This window comes from Bradyrhizobium sp. ISRA436 (assembly GCF_029910015.1).
Lineage (GTDB): Bacteria > Pseudomonadota > Alphaproteobacteria > Rhizobiales > Xanthobacteraceae > Bradyrhizobium.
Map to the genome: position 1 here is coordinate 3,261,681 of NZ_CP094519.1, position 15,575 is coordinate 3,277,255.

General features: G+C 64.2%; 15 protein-coding genes and 2 pseudogenes. 14 read left to right on the plus strand and 3 right to left on the minus strand.

Features of this window, described 5'->3' with window-relative positions; translation table 11 throughout:
* Positions 1 to 21 precede the first annotated feature (21 nt).
* The 7 genes from MTX23_RS15375 to MTX23_RS15405 all read left to right on the plus strand — a co-directional run bounded on the left by MTX23_RS15375 (position 22) and on the right by MTX23_RS15405 (position 6,672).
* Complete coding sequence (locus MTX23_RS15375) at positions 22 to 816, plus strand: aspartate/glutamate racemase family protein (RefSeq protein ID WP_280977513.1); 795 nt, start codon at positions 22 to 24, stop codon at positions 814 to 816.
* Positions 813 to 1,610, plus strand: coding sequence for a GntR family transcriptional regulator (locus MTX23_RS15380; protein ID WP_280977514.1), 798 nt, complete (start codon positions 813 to 815; stop codon positions 1,608 to 1,610). Before MTX23_RS15375 ends, MTX23_RS15380 begins: the two co-directional genes overlap by 4 nt.
* Positions 1,607 to 2,371 carry an aspartate/glutamate racemase family protein gene (locus MTX23_RS15385; RefSeq protein ID WP_280977515.1) on the plus strand — a complete coding sequence of 255 codons (765 nt, stop codon included), beginning with the start codon at positions 1,607 to 1,609 and terminating at the stop codon, positions 2,369 to 2,371. The genes MTX23_RS15380 and MTX23_RS15385 overlap by 4 nt, the downstream gene beginning before the upstream one ends.
* Positions 2,371 to 3,783, plus strand: coding sequence for a dihydropyrimidinase (hydA, locus tag MTX23_RS15390; protein ID WP_280977516.1), 1,413 nt, complete (start codon positions 2,371 to 2,373; stop codon positions 3,781 to 3,783). The genes MTX23_RS15385 and hydA overlap by 1 nt, the downstream gene beginning before the upstream one ends.
* Positions 3,784 to 3,813: 30 nt before the next feature.
* Positions 3,814 to 4,698 carry an alpha/beta hydrolase gene (locus MTX23_RS15395; protein WP_280977517.1) on the plus strand — a complete coding sequence of 295 codons (885 nt, stop codon included), beginning with the start codon at positions 3,814 to 3,816 and terminating at the stop codon, positions 4,696 to 4,698.
* A gap of 118 nt (positions 4,699 to 4,816) precedes the next feature.
* Positions 4,817 to 5,602, plus strand: coding sequence for an aldo/keto reductase (locus tag MTX23_RS15400; protein ID WP_280977518.1), 786 nt, complete (start codon positions 4,817 to 4,819; stop codon positions 5,600 to 5,602).
* 236 nt (positions 5,603 to 5,838) lie between these two features.
* The gene (locus MTX23_RS15405) at positions 5,839 to 6,672 is read left to right on the plus strand and encodes a hypothetical protein (protein WP_280977519.1); all 834 of its coding nucleotides are present in this window, start codon (positions 5,839 to 5,841) and stop codon (positions 6,670 to 6,672) included.
* Positions 6,673 to 6,688: 16 nt separating this feature from the next.
* Here MTX23_RS15405 and MTX23_RS15410 read toward each other — a convergent pair.
* Positions 6,689 to 7,364: pseudogene (locus MTX23_RS15410) on the minus strand (DUF599 domain-containing protein).
* A 104-nt stretch (positions 7,365 to 7,468) separates the two neighbouring features.
* On the opposite strand from MTX23_RS15410, the gene MTX23_RS15415 reads away from it, so the two are divergent.
* The 5 genes from MTX23_RS15415 to MTX23_RS15435 all read left to right on the plus strand — a co-directional run bounded on the left by MTX23_RS15415 (position 7,469) and on the right by MTX23_RS15435 (position 10,793).
* The gene (locus MTX23_RS15415) at positions 7,469 to 8,122 is read left to right on the plus strand and encodes a glutathione S-transferase family protein (RefSeq protein WP_280977520.1); all 654 of its coding nucleotides are present in this window, start codon (positions 7,469 to 7,471) and stop codon (positions 8,120 to 8,122) included.
* Between the two features lie 116 nt (positions 8,123 to 8,238).
* Entirely contained in the window at positions 8,239 to 8,607 is a 369-nt protein-coding gene (locus MTX23_RS15420; RefSeq protein ID WP_280977521.1) for a YidB family protein, read from the plus strand.
* 320 nt (positions 8,608 to 8,927) lie between these two features.
* Positions 8,928 to 9,131: a hypothetical protein gene (locus tag MTX23_RS15425; RefSeq protein ID WP_280977522.1), complete on the plus strand. Its 204-nt coding sequence runs from the start codon at positions 8,928 to 8,930 to the stop codon at positions 9,129 to 9,131.
* 151 nt (positions 9,132 to 9,282) lie between these two features.
* Positions 9,283 to 10,200: a hypothetical protein gene (locus MTX23_RS15430; protein ID WP_280977523.1), complete on the plus strand. Its 918-nt coding sequence runs from the start codon at positions 9,283 to 9,285 to the stop codon at positions 10,198 to 10,200.
* 152 nt (positions 10,201 to 10,352) lie between these two features.
* Positions 10,353 to 10,793 (plus strand): DUF1489 domain-containing protein, encoded by a 441-nt coding sequence (locus MTX23_RS15435; protein ID WP_280977524.1) that lies wholly within the window; start codon positions 10,353 to 10,355, stop codon positions 10,791 to 10,793.
* An 11-nt stretch (positions 10,794 to 10,804) separates the two neighbouring features.
* Here MTX23_RS15435 and MTX23_RS15440 read toward each other — a convergent pair.
* Together MTX23_RS15440 and panC are read right to left on the minus strand one after the other, a co-directional pair.
* Positions 10,805 to 11,871, minus strand: a protein-coding gene (locus MTX23_RS15440; protein WP_280971795.1) for an IS630 family transposase whose coding sequence is annotated in 2 segments (ribosomal slippage) — positions 10,805 to 11,385 and positions 11,385 to 11,871 — 1,068 coding nt in all. Because the reading frame shifts where the segments join, the coding sequence is not laid out codon by codon here.
* 208 nt (positions 11,872 to 12,079) lie between these two features.
* Positions 12,080 to 12,931, minus strand: coding sequence for a pantoate--beta-alanine ligase (gene panC / locus MTX23_RS15445; protein ID WP_280977525.1), 852 nt, complete (start codon positions 12,929 to 12,931; stop codon positions 12,080 to 12,082).
* A gap of 304 nt (positions 12,932 to 13,235) precedes the next feature.
* On the opposite strand from panC, the pseudogene MTX23_RS15450 reads away from it, so the two are divergent.
* A pseudogene (locus MTX23_RS15450) lies at positions 13,236 to 14,158 on the plus strand (division plane positioning ATPase MipZ).
* Positions 14,159 to 14,543: 385 nt separating this feature from the next.
* On the plus strand, positions 14,544 to 15,485 hold the full coding sequence (locus MTX23_RS15455) for an alpha/beta fold hydrolase (RefSeq protein ID WP_280977526.1): 942 nt from the start codon (positions 14,544 to 14,546) through the stop codon (positions 15,483 to 15,485).
* Positions 15,486 to 15,575: the final 90 nt, after the last annotated feature.

The following is a 15,575-nucleotide window of genomic DNA, read 5'->3' on the forward strand; positions in this document are numbered from 1 at the left end:
GCCCGTTGATGAGGCCAGTGAATGACACGTCCCGTCCGGCTCGGCATGCTGACGCCGTCCTCGAACACCGCGCTCGAGCCGATGACCTATGCGATGCTGGCCGGCATCGATGACGTCTCGGCGCATTTCTCCCGCTTCAAGGTGACGGAGATCGCGCTGTCCGAGTCGGCGCTCCGCCAGTTCGACGCCAGCGAGATCCTGCGCGCCGCCGAATTGCTGGCGCACGCCAAGGTCGATGTCATCGCGTGGAACGGGACGTCGGCGAGCTGGCTCGGCTTCGATCGCGACGAGAGCCTGTGCGAGCAGATCACGGCGTCGACCGGCATCAAGGCCAGCACCACGGTGCTGGCCTATCGCGATCTGCTGCGGCGGATCGGCGCCAAGCGCATCGGGCTGGTGACGCCATATCGCAAGGACGTCCAGGACAGGATCATCGCCAACTGGAATTCGGAAGGGCTGCACTGCTTCGCCGAGCGGCATCTCGCCCTGCAGGACAATTTCTCCTTTGCGGAGGTCAGCGAAGCCGAGGTCGCAAGACTGATCGAGGAGGTGGTGCGCGAGGGCTGCGATGCGGCGGTGGTGCTCTGCACCAACATGCGGGGCGCCGGTGCCGCCGCGCGGCTGGAGCGCGGATTTGGCGTTCCCGTGCTCGATTCGATTGCGGTGACACTGTGGGCGTGCCTGGCCGCGACCGGCTGCGATCCGTCGCGCATTCACGGCTGGGGCAGCCTGTTCTCAAACCCCGATCTGCGGGCGGCGGCCGCGATCGATGCGGAGGAGGTGATCCTCGGTCGTGGTGATGAAGGCGAAGCGTGACTGAAGCGAAGACAACGAGGCGCAAGAAGGATCCCAAGCGCGCGCGCCCGATGACGGCGCTGCAACGGCGCCGCCTGCGCGTGCCGCGGATCGGGCTGCACGAGCAGGCGGCCGAGCGGCTGCGCACGATGATCGTCCGCGGCGAGCTGGCGCCCGGCCAGCTATTGGGCGAGGCGGATCTGTCCGATGCGCTCGGTGTTTCGCGGACGCCGCTGCGTGAGGCGTTGAAGCAGCTCGCGACCGAGGGCCTGGTCGAGTTGCGCCTCAACCACAGCGCCGTGGTCGCGCCGTTCCGACGTGCGGAGTTGACCGATCTGTTTGAGACCGTCAGCGGCATCGAACGCTGCGCCGCCGAGCTTGCCGCTGCACGCATGGAGCCGTCCGACGTCGAGCGGCTCGAGGCGCTGCAGGAAAAAATCGAATGGCACCATGGCCGTGGCGAGCTGCGCGAGTATTTCCAGATCAACCAGCAGATCCATTCGGTCATTGTCGGGTTCGCGCGCAATGCCGTGCTGAAGGCGACCCACGACGCCCTGCTGGCGCGGGCCGAGCGCGCACGCTTCTTCGCGCTGTCCGTGCTCGGCCGATGGGAAGAATCGGTACGCGAGCATCAGGAGATCCTGGCCGCGCTGAAGGCGGGCGACGCGGCCCGTGCGGGACAATTGCTTGCCCATCACGTGCGCCGCACCGGCGAGATCGTCGCCGAGACGCTGGACGGCAAGGCGGATGTCGTCGATGCGCCGGAAGGATCTGAGAAGTCGCGCGGCCGCAAGACAAGGAAAATTGCGCAATGAAGATCCTGCTGCTCAATCCCAACACAACGGCGGCCGTGACGGATCTGCTCCATGCCGCCGGCAGCAAGGTGGCTTCGGCCGGCACCGAGCTCGTGCCAGCCACCGCGCCGCGCGGCGTGCCCTATATCGCCACCCGCGCCGAGGCCCAGATCGGCGGCGCGATCGCGCTCGAGATGCTCGCGGAAGCCGGCTCCGGTTTCGACGCCGCCATCATCGCCGCATTCGGTGATCCCGGCCTGTTCGGTGCGCGCGAACTGTTTGCGTTTCCGGTCGTCGGGCTCGCCGAAGCCGCGATGCTGACCGCCTGCATGGTGGGGCGGCGGTTTTCCATCGTGACCTTTGCCGGGGCATTGACGCCCTGGTACGAGGAATGCGTCGCGATGCATGGCCTTGCCTCGCGCTGCGCCGGAATCCGCACTCTCGACGGTTCGTTCCGGTCGATCTCGGAAGTTCAGGCCGAGAAGGAGGATCTGCTGGTCGCGCTGGCCAATCAGGCGGTCGAGCAGGACAAGGCCGATGTCGTCATCCTGTCCGGCGCGCCGCTGGCCGGGCTTGCGGCCAAGGTCCGCGATCGCATTCCGGTGCCGGTGATCGATCCCGTCGCGGCCGCGGTGCGTCAGGCGGAGACGCTCGCCGTTCTCAATCCACGCAAGGCGGTCGCCGGCACCTTCCGCCGTCCCGACCCCAAGCCAACGCTCGGGCTGGCGGAGCCGCTGGCCGCCGTCATCGAACATCGCTCACCGAAGGAGGGAGCCCGCTGATGTCCTTCGACACCATCATCCGCGGCGGCACTGTGGTCACCGCCGCCGACACCTTTGCCTGCGACGTCGGTATCCGCGACGGCAAGATTGTCGCGCTCGGACACGATCTCGGCGCGGCAACTGCGATCATCGATGCGACGGACCGGCTTGTGCTGCCCGGCGGCATCGACAGCCATGTCCACTTTGCCCAGCCGTCCGGCGACGGCATCGTGATGGCCGACGGCTTTGCCAGCGGCACGCGCTCCGCGGCGTTCGGCGGCAACACCACCGTGCTGCCGTTCTGCCTGCAGGAGAAGGGGCAGACGTTGCGCGAGGCGCTCAAGGCCTATCACGCGCTCGCCGAAGGACAATGTCACGTCGACGTTGCCTTTCATCTCATCGTCACCGATCCGACCGAGCACGTGCTGGGCCAGGAGCTGCCGGCGCTGGTGGAGGACGGCTACACCTCGCTCAAGGTCTTCATGACCTATGAGGGCCTGGCGCTCTCGGATCGCGAACTGCTCGAGACCATGTCGGTCGCGCGCGAGACCGGCGCCATGCTGATGGTGCACGCCGAAAACTACGATGCCATCCGCTTCCTCACCGACCGCCTCGAACGCGCGGGCAATACCGCGCCGCGCTTTCACGCCACCTCGCGGCCGATCCCGGTCGAACGCGAAGCCACCCACCGCGCCATCTCGCTGTCCGAGCTCGTCGACGTGCCCGTCATGATCGTGCACGTGTCGAACCGGGAATCGATGGAGGAAATCCGGCGCGCGCAGCAGCGCGGACTACGGGTGATGGGCGAAACCTGTCCGCAATATGTTGTCTTGACCGAGAAGGATCTCGATCAGCTCAATATGGACGGTGCGAAATACGTCTGCTCACCGCCGCCGCGCGATGTCGCCAGCCAGAAGGCCTGCTGGGAAGGCTTGCAGCAGAAGGTGTTCTCGGTGTTCTCGTCGGACCATTGCCCGTTCCGCTACGACGATCCGCAGGGCAAGCTGGCGCCGAAGGGGCGCACCAGCTTCCGCTGGGTGCCGAACGGAATCCCGGGCGTGGCGACGCGGCTGCCGATCCTGTTCTCCGAAGGCGTGGTGAAGGGGCGCATCGACCTCAACAGCTTCGTCGCCTTCAGCGCGACCAATCATGCCAAGATCTATGGCCTCTATCCGCGCAAGGGCACGATCGCGGTCGGCTCGGATGCCGACATCGCGCTGTGGGATCCGACGCGGAAGGTCACTATCCGTCATGAGCTGATCCATGATGGCGCGGACTACACGCCCTATGAAGGGCTCGAGGTGACGGGCTGGCCGGTCCTGACCATGGTGCGCGGCAAGGTCGTCGTCGATGACGGCGAGCTTGTCGGCAGCAAGGATCATGGCATGTACCTGCCGCGCGCCAGGCCGCCGGGAGCCGCAACCATCCCGTAACACGCGAACAAGAGAAGGCAGGAGATCACCATGCCCTACGCGACAGCAGATGACGGAGTACGCCTCTATTTCGAAGAGACCGGATCAGGCCATCCAGTGATCCTGGTCCATGAATTCGCCGGCGACTTGCGCAGCTACGAGCCGCAGATGCGGCATTTCGGCAAGCGCTATCGGACCATTGCCTACAATGCGCGCGGCTTTCCGCCGTCCGATGTGCCGGAGCAGGTCTCGTCCTATTCGCAGGCGCGCGCCGCCGACGACATCCTCGCCGTGCTCGATCACATCGGCGAACCGAAAGCCCATATCGTCGGCCTGTCGATGGGCGGCTTTGCGACCCTGCATTTCGGCATGCGCCACCCTGGACGCGCGCTGTCGCTCTGCATCGGCGGCTGCGGCTACGGCGCCGAACTCGACAAGCGGGAGACATTCCGCGCCGAGGCCGACGTGATCGCCAACATGATCCGCAACGAGGGCATGGCGGCCTTCGCAGAGCGCTACGCCTATGGGCCGACCCGGGTGCAGTATGAAAACAAGGACCCGCGCGGCCACGCCGAGTTCAAGGCCATGCTGGCCGAGCACTCGGCGGTGGGATCGGCCAACACACAGCAGGGTGTACAGAAGGAGCGTCCTTCGCTCTACACGCTGGTCGACGAAATGAAGCGCATTACGGTGCCGACGCTGATCATCACCGGCGACGAAGATTGGCCCTGTCTTCTGCCCGGCATTCTGCTGAAGCAGAGCATTCCGTCGGCCGCGCTCGCGGTGATGCCGAACTGCGGCCACGCCATCAACATCGAAGAGCCCGAGGAGTACAACCGGATCGTTGGTGATTTCCTGTCGCAGGTCGAGAGCGGCCGGTGGCCGCTCCGCGATCCCAGGGCCGTCAGTGCTTCCATCACGGGAATGAAGGACTAGGCGGAATCACGTCGGCCAGTCCTCGTCGGGCCGGCACCCGATCCGTCATTCCAGCAGCTTTCCTGCCGCCACGCCGAGTTGAGTTGGCAGTGCCTGATCACGCGCGCATAATGGGCGCATGATCTTCGTCGAAGGCAACGGTGCCAAAATTCCTGCGATCGGGCTCGGCACATGGGAATTGCGCGGCCGCGCCTGCGCGCGCATCGTCGAGCAGGCGCTGCGGCTCGGCTATCGCCATATCGACACCGCCCAGATCTACGAGAACGAACGCGAGGTCGGCGAGGGGCTGCGCGCCTCGGGCGTCAGGCGCAACGATGTGTTCGTGACCACCAAGGTCTGGACCAGCCATTTCAAGCCGAAGGACCTCGAGCGGTCCGCCAAGGAAAGTCTGGCGCGGCTGCGCCTAACCGAGGTCGACCTGTTGCTGCTGCATTGGCCCAATCCGCAGGTGCCGCTGGCGGACACGCTTGGCGCGCTGGCGCGGGTCAGGCAGGCGGGGCTGGCGCGCCATATCGGCGTGTCCAACTTCACGGTGGCGTTGATCGAGGAGGCGGTGGCGGCGTGCCCGGAGCCGCTCGCCTGCGACCAGGTCGAGTACCATCCCTATCTCGACCAGGCCAGGGTGATGGAGGCCTGCGCGCGCCACGGCCTGGCGGTCGTCGCCTACAGCCCGATCGCGAAGGGGCGAGTCCGTAACGACCGGGCGTTGGCGCGGATCGGCGACCGCTATCGCAAGACCGGCGCCCAGGTCTGCCTGCGCTGGCTGGTGCAACAAAATGTGTCCGCGATTCCGCGCACCTCGAAGCTCGAGCGGCTGCAGGAAAACATCAATGTCTTCGATTTCGAACTGTCCGAGGAGGACATGCGCGAGATTTCCGCGATGGGCAGCTGTGAAGTGCAATGATTTGATCATCGCACTTACGTCCTTGTTTGAGCATGCTCTCCGCGCGAACGCGTTCCGCGTTTGTCGCGAGGGAAAACCGCCCACATTATTTCCGGATCATGCTCTGGCCGATTGACCGATTTCGGTTTTGCGCCGAAATGGGATTGAGGCAGACAGGCCTCGACCGCTATTGTAGCTGGCGGGGAGACATCACGACGTGATCGAGTGGGATGAAGTTCCGGCCAAATGCGGATATGATGGCGTCGGTGCTCGTGCACCTGTTGCTGCTCGCGCTCATTTTCCTCTATTCGGAAGTCCATCAGTTCGATCCCGTCGCCGCTGACACGATGCCGGTCGAGGTCGTGACGCCGCAGGAGGTCGCCGAGGTCGCGCCCGATCCGACGCCGACCCCATCGCCGACGCCGGAACTGCGGTTGCCCGACAAGCCGACCGAGTCCACCGCGGCCCAACCCGAACCGCAGGCCCCCGCGCCGCAGCCGCCAGAGAAGCAGGCGACACCGCAACCGGCGCCGCAGCCGAGTCCCACCCCACAACAGATGGCTAAGGTTGAGCAGCCTCCGATGACGCAGCCAACCCCGTCAGCGGCGCAGCAACCGGTGCCGCCGGCGCCTGCCTACACGCAGCCTGAGCCCGACCCTACCGTCAAATACCACGTCATGCTCGGTCTGCCGCCTTATGTCCCCGCGGAGACATCGCCCGCCGCGGCGCCGTCCGGCCCCGACGCCGGCAAGGACAATTTCGACGCACCGGCCACCGAGAGGGCCGACATCGGCTCCGGCGTGGTCGCCGAATTCCGCCGTCATCTGAAGACCTGCATGAAGCTTCCGGCGACGCTGAGCAGCAGCGACGATGTCAGAGTGAAGCTGCGGGTGTTCATGCGGCCGGACGGGAAGCTCGCAGCCGCTCCGCAGCTGATCGAGGCCAGTGCCTCGATGAAGGGCCCGTTGTTGATGAAGAGCGCGACCAGCGCGCTGCAGGCCTGCCAGCCCTATGCGATGCTGCCCAGGGATCGCTACGGCGAGTGGAAGGTGCTCGACCTCGATTTCACGCCGCGCGACTTTGCGTCGTAGCTTGCGGTGCCGCCCGCTAGCTTCCCATCGCCTGCCAGGCGTTCGACACGAATTGCCGGCGCCAGATCACGATCACGACCGCGGCGGTGATGATGAAGAGCAGCCAGGGGCTGACGAACCAGCCGAGATAGCCAAGCGCGAAGAAGAATGCGTGCTGGCCGCGATTGAGGTGCTGGCCGGCGTTTTCGAACATCCGCGTGGTGCGGATCACATGGGCCTCGGCCTCCGGCGTGTCGCGCTGGGTTGCGGGCGGCATCGCGCCGAACAGGATCGCCACGTAGTTGAACAGGCGATAGGCCCAGGCGAACTTGAAGAACGTGTAGATGAAGATCAGCACCAGCCCGACGCATTTGATCTCCCACAGCGCGAGCGAGGGGCTCGGGTTGATCGGAAGCGTCCCGAGCACGGCGATCGCGTCGCTGGTCGCACGGAGCAGCGTCAGCGCGCCACCGATCGCGATCAGCTCGTGAAGGCAAAGAACGCGGTGCCGTTCTGCAGCGACGCCATGATCTGCATGTCGACCATCCGCGCCTCGCGGTTGAGCGGTTTCTGACCCAGATCTCGCGATAGACATGCATGCGCGACGACAGGCTGTCGCGGCCGTAGGCGGTGTGCTCGAGCGTGATCGCGTAGATCAACCACTCGATGACGAAGAAGCCGACCGCAACGACATCGACCCGATAGCCCGCCATGTTGCCAACCCCCGAGAATGCGCGGCCGCGTCACGCGTCATGTACAGGTTGGACGCGTGCAATGCACTATGGCAAGATACCGGTCACAACAGGATTCTCCGGACATGCTGAAGCTCGTCATCGGCAACAAGAACTATTCGTCATGGTCGATGCGGCCCTGGCTGGCGCTGCGCGCCAACAACATCCCGTTCGAGGAAATCTTCATTCCGCTCTACACCGACCAGGCCGACAAGGATCGCATTCTCAGCGTCAGCAAGGCCGGCAAGGTGCCGGCGCTGATCGACGGCGACGTCACGGTGTGGGATTCGCTTGCGATCATTGAATATCTCGCCGAGACATTTCCCGACGCGAAGCTCTGGCCGGCGGATCGCGCCGCGCGCGCGCATGCCCGCGCGATCTCCGCGGAAATGCATTCTGGCTTCATGGCGCTGCGCAACGAATGCGGCATGAACCTGCACCGGCCGATCCGTCCCGTCGCGCTGTCGGATGATGCGCGCGCCAACGTCGCCCGGGTCCAGGAGATCTGGGCCGATTGCCACGCGCGCTACGGCAAGCAGGGGCCGTTCCTGTTCGGTGCATTTTCCGGCGCGGACGCGATGTTTGCGCCGGTGGTACATCGCTTTCGCACTTACGCGATTCCGGTAAAGGCGGAGGCGCAGCATTATGTCGACGCGATGATGTCGCTGCCCGCATTCCAGGAGTGGACCCGCGACGGCCTCGCCGAGACGCTTCTGATCGACCGATTCGAGCACGTCTGACGGGGCTCACGACTTCCGAATTGTGACAGCGGCCGCAAACTTCGCGGCTTGACGTCGTGGCGCCGAAGAGTCTGAATCCGGAACCGCTCTTTGCGATTTGCGAAAGGACTAGGTCCATGGGCATTCTCGACTCCTTGGAAAACTCGCCCGAGCTGAAGGGAATGCTCGGCCAGCTTGGCGCGGCGGTGATCCCCGCCGTGCTCGGCGAAGTGCTGGGCAATGGCGGGCAGGGCGGGTTGTCGGCGATCGTCGCCAAGCTCGAGCAGGCCGGCTTCGGCGATCAGGTCAAATCCTGGATCGGCAACGGCCAGAACCTGCCGATCACGGCCGAACAGCTCCAGGAGGTGCTCGGCAGCGACACGGTCAGGCAACTGGCCGCCAAGTTCAACATCCCGGTCGACCAGCTCTCAAAGGTGCTCGCCCAGGCTCTTCCTGGGGCGGTCGACAGTGCGAGCCCCGACGGCAAGCTGCCGCACAGCGCCTAGAGTCATGGTTCTGATTGAATCAGAACCGAAAGCTCCAGATTCTTGTTTTGACGCGTTTTGTTCACGCGAAGTGGTGTCCACTTCGCTCGAAGCCACTCTACGCCCGGAACCCTAACGCCCCGGAACCCGGTTTTTCGTCGCCTCGGCGGGTGATTTGCGGCTGGCCCTCTATCGTTCTGAAAAGTCTGCAAAATTTGCGCACTGGTCATGTCCCGATCCTGCTGGATTCCGGGCCTGTCAGTGTGCTAGGTTGTCGTAGGGTTCTCAATAGGTTGGCCAGTGCTAGCGGGACTGTAGGCCGGGCCAGCGATCTCTAAAAAATGGAGAGGGCGTTGAAGCATAAGTACTCCGTTGGAGAGACTGTCTATTTCACTGCGAGCAACGTGGCGCGTCCCGCCGCGAGCGGCACCTATCAGGTGATCCGCCTGCTGCCGACTGAAGGCGACGACTGCCAGTATCGGATCAAGAGCTCGACGGAAGCTTTCGAACGGGTGGCCAAGGAGAGTCAGCTCGCGCTGTCCTGAGGGGACTGTACGCAAGCCGGCGGTCTGGGCGGTTTCGCCCTGGCCGCCGTTAAAAGGCCCTGTTCGCGGACCCATTCTGCCGAAGGTTGAATGCCGGGTGGCGGCATTTGCCGTCGCTGATTGTGCTATGCTGCGTCGAGGGACATCGCGCATGAACTGGGCTTGGGCTTCCTCACTGGATCAGATTTGGCGCTCGCCGACCTTTCCGACGTGGCTGACGCTGGCCGCGGCGGGATTTTTTGGAATTGTCGTTCTGGTCACGCTGCTGCGCGCGGAGAAATCCGTCGCCAACGGCGCGTTGACCGTCATCACGTTGCTGTCGATCGCGGTTGCGGTCGCCGCGACGATCCGTGGCTTCGGGCCCGGCGGCCAGACCGCTCCGGCCGAGACGCGCACGGCGCAAGCGACAGGACCGACGCTGCCGGCACTCGCCTGCGTCGATGACCTCGCGGGCGACGCTGTTCTGAACGCGTGCGAGAAGGTGCTGTTCGGTTCGGCCGACTCGGCCGCCGCGGCCGTCAGCTATGCGGCCGCGCAGATCTCGCGCCTGACCTCCTTCGGTGACATCACGACCGCCGAACGCAATCCGACCCCCGAGTTGCAGGCGTTGCGCCGTGCGGTTGAGCACGACCGTTACGGGTTGATGGCCTACGTGCTGATGGCCCGCGACCACTGCACGCCGACGGCGTGTCCCGCCTTTCGTTCCCTCGGCGACAATCACCAGGTGGTCGCCAACATGAACGATCGGACTTACGAGAACCTGATCACCCGCTACGCGCCTTCCTGGAACGCTGTGCCCGGCGTGGCGCCGATGGCCGCGGCCGGGCTGGTGGCGGCGCTGCCGCCGTCGGTGCCGACCGGCAAACCGACCAATGCAGAGTTTCCGAGCTCCGCGTCGACACCGCCGGTCAGCATCATGACGCCTGAGCCGACCAAGCCCGCAGCGCCTGCACGCCCGGCAGCTTCGGCGAAGCGGGCGGCGCCGAGGCACGCGCCGGTTCAGATCGCGCCGGCTGTACCACCAGCCGCGCCCGCGCCGAGCGCACCCGCAGCCGCGAGCCAGAACTGAGGCGCGAGAACGTCGGGCTGACCGTCATCGCGCTTGAGCCTTCGCCGCTCGGCGCATGATGTCCGCGTTGCGTCGGTCGCGAGGAAAACGCTATCCACTGTTCCGGATCGTGCTCCCTTTTCAAAGCCTGCGCCGGCCGCTAAATCCGGCGTATGCCGCTTCATCTCATCAAGCTTGCCGTCGGCTGCGAGTCGGTCAAGGAACTCAAGGGCTGGGTCGCCGAACGGATGGCGACCGCGAAGAAAAAGGGCCTGCCGCTCCGTCACGTCCACATCACGCGCATGACGCCGAAGCGCGACGAGGAGATCCTCGCCGGCGGTTCGCTCTACTGGGTGATCCGCGGCGAGATCGCCGCGCGCGAGAAGATCATCGCGATCGAGCCATTCCGCGACAAGGACGGCATCGGGCGCTGCCGCCTGGTCATGCAGCCCAAGGTGATCGCCGTCTCGCCGCGGCCGATGCGACCGTTCCAGGGCTGGCGCTATCTGACCGCGGACGCCGCGCCGCCCGATCTCACCAAGTCGAGCGCCGCCAGCGTGGCCTCGATGCCGGAGCCGATGCGCCGCGAACTGCGCGACCTCGGATTGCTGTAATACCAATGGCCCTAAGGATTGACTGTTGCCCAAGTGCGGCTTGTGATTGAGGCGATGCGACCTGGATCATTTGCGAAGAAGTTCCAGGCTTCGCAGGTCTTGGCGACGATATCGTCGTAGTCGTCGAAGACGGTGATGGCGAGCTTGTTGGCGCGCAGGTACTGCCAGACGTTTTCAATCGGATTGAGCTCGGGCGCATAAGGCGGCAGCTGTAACAGAGTGATATTTTCCGGAGCTCGGACGGTGCCGGCACTGTGATAGCCGGCGCCGTCGAAGACGAGAACGGCATGTGCGTCGGGTGCAACTTTGCGGCTGATTGCCTCCAAATGCAGTGACGTCGCCTCTGCATTTGCCGTCGGCATGACAAGACCCGCGGCGACGCCCCGTTGAGGACAGGCGGCACCGAAGAGATAAGCCCAATCGTAACGTCGATCGCGCGGCGCGCGAGGCCGTGAGCCACGCTTGGCCCACACGCGTGTCAGCGTGCCCTGCTGGCCGATCCGCGCCTCGTCCTGGAACCAGATTTCGATCGGCTTGCCTTGGGCGTGAGCGGGGAGCGTTGTCGTGAGGGTCGTAGCAAAGTTTTTTTGAACGCTTCCTGAGCCGCTTCATCGGCTTGCGGATGGCGCGGCCGCACCGAGAGCCGGCGGTACCCGAGCTTGGCCAGAACCTTGCCGACCGAACGTTCGTGCAGTTTGACGCCAAACCGCCGCTCAAGCTCGTCGCGCAAATCCACCCGCCGCCAACGTACGACCCCATGCTGCTCAGGATCGGGACCGGCCTCGACCAACGCGGCCAATTCGGCCTGCTGCTCTGTCGTCAGCCGCGACCGCGGTCCCGTCGGTTTGCGCGACCGCAGTCCCGCCAAGCCTTCGGCGTTATAACGATGCACCCAGTCCCGCAGGGTCTGACGATCCATCCCGCAACTTTCGGCTGCCTTCTTGCGGTCCGCGCCCTCCAGCACAAGCGCAAGCGCCAATATCCGCCGCGCTACCGTACTATTCTTCTCTCTGCGCGCCGCCTTCCGAAGCTCGCCCGCGGTCAAATCAAGCCGCGTAATCGCTACCGCTGCCCCCATCGATATTGCTCCTGTCTACGCAGCAACATCGATTCAGAAACTCACTGATTTGGAAATCCCAAATGTGAGTCAAATCCGGGGGCCGTTGGTATAAGCAATCGGATTGCTGTCGCTGCTCGGATTGGTGCGGCTCAGGGTTGCGCTGGTGTCGCCCGTCGCCAGCAAAGTGCCGCTGGGCGGCACAAGCACGACACGACGTTCTCGGCGGCTACACCGCGATGTTGTCGATCAGGCGCGTGCTGCCGAGCCTCGCCGCGACCAGCATCCGCATCGGTCCGTCCTTGAGCGAGGCGATCGGCGCCAGCGTGTTCGCGTGGCGGACTTCGAGATAGTCGAGCACGAAGCCGGCCTTCGTGATCAACGCGGCGCCGGCCGCCATGGCCGCTTCGGTATCCTCGCCGGCGCGCAGGCGGGCGGCGGTTTCCTTCATCACGCGGTAGAGCTCGGGCGCGACGCGCCGCTGCTCGGGCGAGAGGTAGACGTTGCGCGAGGACATCGCCAACCCATCGCGCTCCCGCACCGTCCTGGAGCCGATCACCTTGACGCCGAGATCAAGGTCCGCGGCCATCTGGGTCACCACGCGGAGCTGCTGGAAATCCTTCTCGCCGAAGATCGCGACGTCGGGTCGGACTTGCGTGAACAGTTTGCCGACCACCGTGGCGACGCCGCCGAAGAAGTGCGGCCGGAAGCGATCCTCGAGCCCGGCGGTGGCCGGCCCCTCCGGAACGATCCGGGTTGCGAAGCCCTCCGGGTACATCGCCTTTACCTCCGGATGCCAGATCAGGTCGACATCCTCGGCCGCAAGCTTGGTGACGTCGGCGTTCCAGGTACGCGGGTAGGAGCCGAAATCTTCCGTCGGCGCGAACTGGGTCGGGTTGACGAAGATCGAGACGACGACCCGCTTTGCACGGCGCTTGGCGAGCCGCACCAGCGACACATGGCCGTCATGGAGGGCTCCCATGGTTGGGACCAGCGCGATCGTTGCCTTTTTGGCGCGCAGGGCGTCGACGGCGCGACGCAGAGCAGGGACGGTGCGGACGACGGCAGGATTTCTCGGCATCTGGTCTTGGTCTCTTGCGGCAAAGCTTGGGTGAGACGACTTGGTCGCCTGGGCGAGGTCGTTGACGTTCGGCGGGTCACGGCACTTTACCAAGAGCGAAACGCAGCCGGCAAATCGTGTGATAGGACAGCATTGCCTGACGTGGGCTGCACACGTACCAGCGGCATTGTGCTGCGGATCGACACAGCAATTTTCTTCTATTGATTCATGATTGAGGGCGACTGGATTCGATTTCTTACCAGTGTGGTGCAATTGACTTGACCGCAGCCGCGCTCGATTTGAGGATATCGCCGGGGGTCAAGTCATGTTGGTTCAGGCTGGTCAGGGTCATTCCGGCTCCGCGCATGTTGTCGTGCTCGGCAATGAAAAGGGCGGTTCGGGCAAATCAACCACCGCCGTGCATATCGCAGTCGCGCTGATGAAGGCCGGACAGCGCGTCGCCAGCATCGACCTCGACTGTCGTCAGCAAAACTTCACCCGCTACATCAACAACCGCCGGGCATGGGCGCGGTGCACCGGGCTCGATCTCGAACTGCCGGAGCACATCTGCATCAGGTACGGCGAGACGATGCAGATCGCGGAAAATGAGAACGCCGAATTCCAGCAGTTCATGGAGGCGGTGAGCGCGGTCGAGCGTGCCTATGATTTCATCGTCATCGATACGCCGGGCTCGGACAGCTACCTGATGCGGCTCGCGCATTCGATGGCCGACACGCTGGTGACGCCGATCAACGACAGCTTCCTCGATTTCGATGTGCTGGGGACCGTCGATCCCGCCACCTATGTGGTGATCGGCGAAAGCCACTATGCCGAGATGGTGCGCGACGCCAGGCGCAAGCGCCGCCAGCTTGATGGCTCCAGCACCGACTGGATCGTGGTCCGCAACCGCCTGTCGATGCTCGGTTCGCGCAACAAGCAGCTCGTCGGCGAGGGCCTGAAGCAATTGTCGCTGCGGCTCGGGTTCCGATCGGTCGACGGCTTTGCCGAGCGGGTGGTGTATCGCGAATTCTTCCCGCGCGGGCTGACGGCGCTCGACGACATCGACGAGGCGACGCTCGGAACCCGCCCGACCTCGGCCATGTCACCGCGCGCGAGGAGGTCATGAGCCTGCTGCGCCAGCTCAAGCTGCCACTCGACGAGCGAGGACGGCGCCGGGCCGCCAACCGGGCCGAATGGTTCAGCCAGGCCGACAAGCTCCTTGAGGTTCACGACATCATTGGTAGCTAGGCGGAGCGGCTGAGAGCTGATCTGTCCTGGGGAGGGGAGCCCTCGAATTCGCTCTCAAGAGATGACCTTCGTCACTGTTGCGCGTCGGGGAACACCGCTATCCTTGCCGGAACTTTGGTAAGTTCCAGCCAACAAAATAGCGGAACAAAGTTTATTCGGTCAGGTTCTCTCGGTGTCTGGGGCGTTCGTGCCCGAAGGGGCTGGAGTATTATAACACCTTTTCCAAGTGAAGCTGTACAAGCGGCGGGTGCACCGCACAACGAACGTGCTGCCGATACACAACATTTGGACTTCCTGTCACGCCGCTGTGACATATATTCTCAATAAGGAGGCCAAAGAGTCTCCGGCCAAAAAATAGCCCTTGAACAGGCGCTTCGAGGACGTCATGAAACGTGGAATTGTCGTTCTGCTTTCGCTCTCCGTGGTGGTCACGGCGGCCTATTTCACCGCGAGCAAGTGGGCGATCCGTCACGAAACCATCATGTTCAAGGATCCGACGCGCAACGAACGCCCGGTCGCGGTCGATGTCGCGGTGCGTCGCGACAAGGAGATGCAGGCCGACGCTGGCATGATCACGCTGCCGGTCGCGATTCTTAATCATGGCAATACCGTCAAGTTTACTGAATATTCCTTCCTCGCGAACGTATTCGCCGCGCGCGGCTATCTGGCGATCAGCATCCAGAACGATATCCCGTCGGACGGGCCAATGGTAACCAAGGTCGGCGAGCTCTATGTCGGCCGGCTGCCGCAGTATCAGCGCGGCATTACCAACATCAAGTTCGCCATCGAGCAGATGAAGAAGATCCAGCCGAACGCGGACTATAGCAAGCTGACGATGGTCGGCCATTCCAATGGCGGCGACATCGCGATGTATTTCGCCAAGCAGTATCCCGACGAGATCAAGAAGGTCGTGACGCTGGACAATCTGCGCGTGCCGTTCATCACCGACGGCAAGTTCAAGATCCTCTCATTCCGTTCCCATGACCCGCAGTTCAAGACGGATCCGGGCGTCATTCCGGACGAGGCGGAATGCGAGAAGGCCGGTATCACGGTTGTCAGGACCAACTTCCAGCACAACGACATGCGCGACACCGGGCCGGAGCAGGCCAAGACCTCGATCGAGGCCATGCTCGATAAATTCCTTGCCGACACGGACAGCGCTATCGCTCCCGTCGACACCAGGAATGCGCCACCGAAGATCCTGGAACCTGGCCCGGTTTCGCTCTACGTGCCGGTCGAGAAGGAGCCCCAAAGCTTTACCGACAAGGTGAAGAAGGCGCTGACCTTGAAGAAGACCGAGCGGGAGTCGTCCCGGGCCACCAACTGATCCCTGGGTGACCTGGCGTCCCGACCGGCACGCCACGCGGCCTCGCTGCATTGACCAGTCCGACATCGTGGCCCACATAGTGCTTGCTGT

Bases quoted from the DNA above. Each gene is read 5' to 3' on its own strand.
- panC (WP_280977525.1), bottom strand. From the start codon at position 12,931: ATGCCGAGAAATCCTGCCGTCGTCCGCACCGTCCCTGCTCTGCGTCGC.
- MTX23_RS15415 (WP_280977520.1), top strand. From the start codon at position 7,469: ATGCTGAAGCTCGTCATCGGCAACAAGAACTATTCGTCATGGTCGATG.
- MTX23_RS15455 (WP_280977526.1), top strand. From the start codon at position 14,544: ATGAAACGTGGAATTGTCGTTCTGCTTTCGCTCTCCGTGGTGGTCACG.
- MTX23_RS15400 (WP_280977518.1), top strand. From the start codon at position 4,817: ATGATCTTCGTCGAAGGCAACGGTGCCAAAATTCCTGCGATCGGGCTC.
- MTX23_RS15405 (WP_280977519.1), top strand. From the start codon at position 5,839: ATGGCGTCGGTGCTCGTGCACCTGTTGCTGCTCGCGCTCATTTTCCTC.
- MTX23_RS15375 (WP_280977513.1), top strand. From the start codon at position 22: ATGACACGTCCCGTCCGGCTCGGCATGCTGACGCCGTCCTCGAACACC.
- MTX23_RS15395 (WP_280977517.1), top strand. From the start codon at position 3,814: ATGCCCTACGCGACAGCAGATGACGGAGTACGCCTCTATTTCGAAGAG.
- hydA (WP_280977516.1), top strand. From the start codon at position 2,371: ATGTCCTTCGACACCATCATCCGCGGCGGCACTGTGGTCACCGCCGCC.
- MTX23_RS15425 (WP_280977522.1), top strand. From the start codon at position 8,928: ATGGAGAGGGCGTTGAAGCATAAGTACTCCGTTGGAGAGACTGTCTAT.
- MTX23_RS15435 (WP_280977524.1), top strand. From the start codon at position 10,353: ATGCCGCTTCATCTCATCAAGCTTGCCGTCGGCTGCGAGTCGGTCAAG.
- MTX23_RS15430 (WP_280977523.1), top strand. From the start codon at position 9,283: ATGAACTGGGCTTGGGCTTCCTCACTGGATCAGATTTGGCGCTCGCCG.
- MTX23_RS15420 (WP_280977521.1), top strand. From the start codon at position 8,239: ATGGGCATTCTCGACTCCTTGGAAAACTCGCCCGAGCTGAAGGGAATG.
- MTX23_RS15385 (WP_280977515.1), top strand. From the start codon at position 1,607: ATGAAGATCCTGCTGCTCAATCCCAACACAACGGCGGCCGTGACGGAT.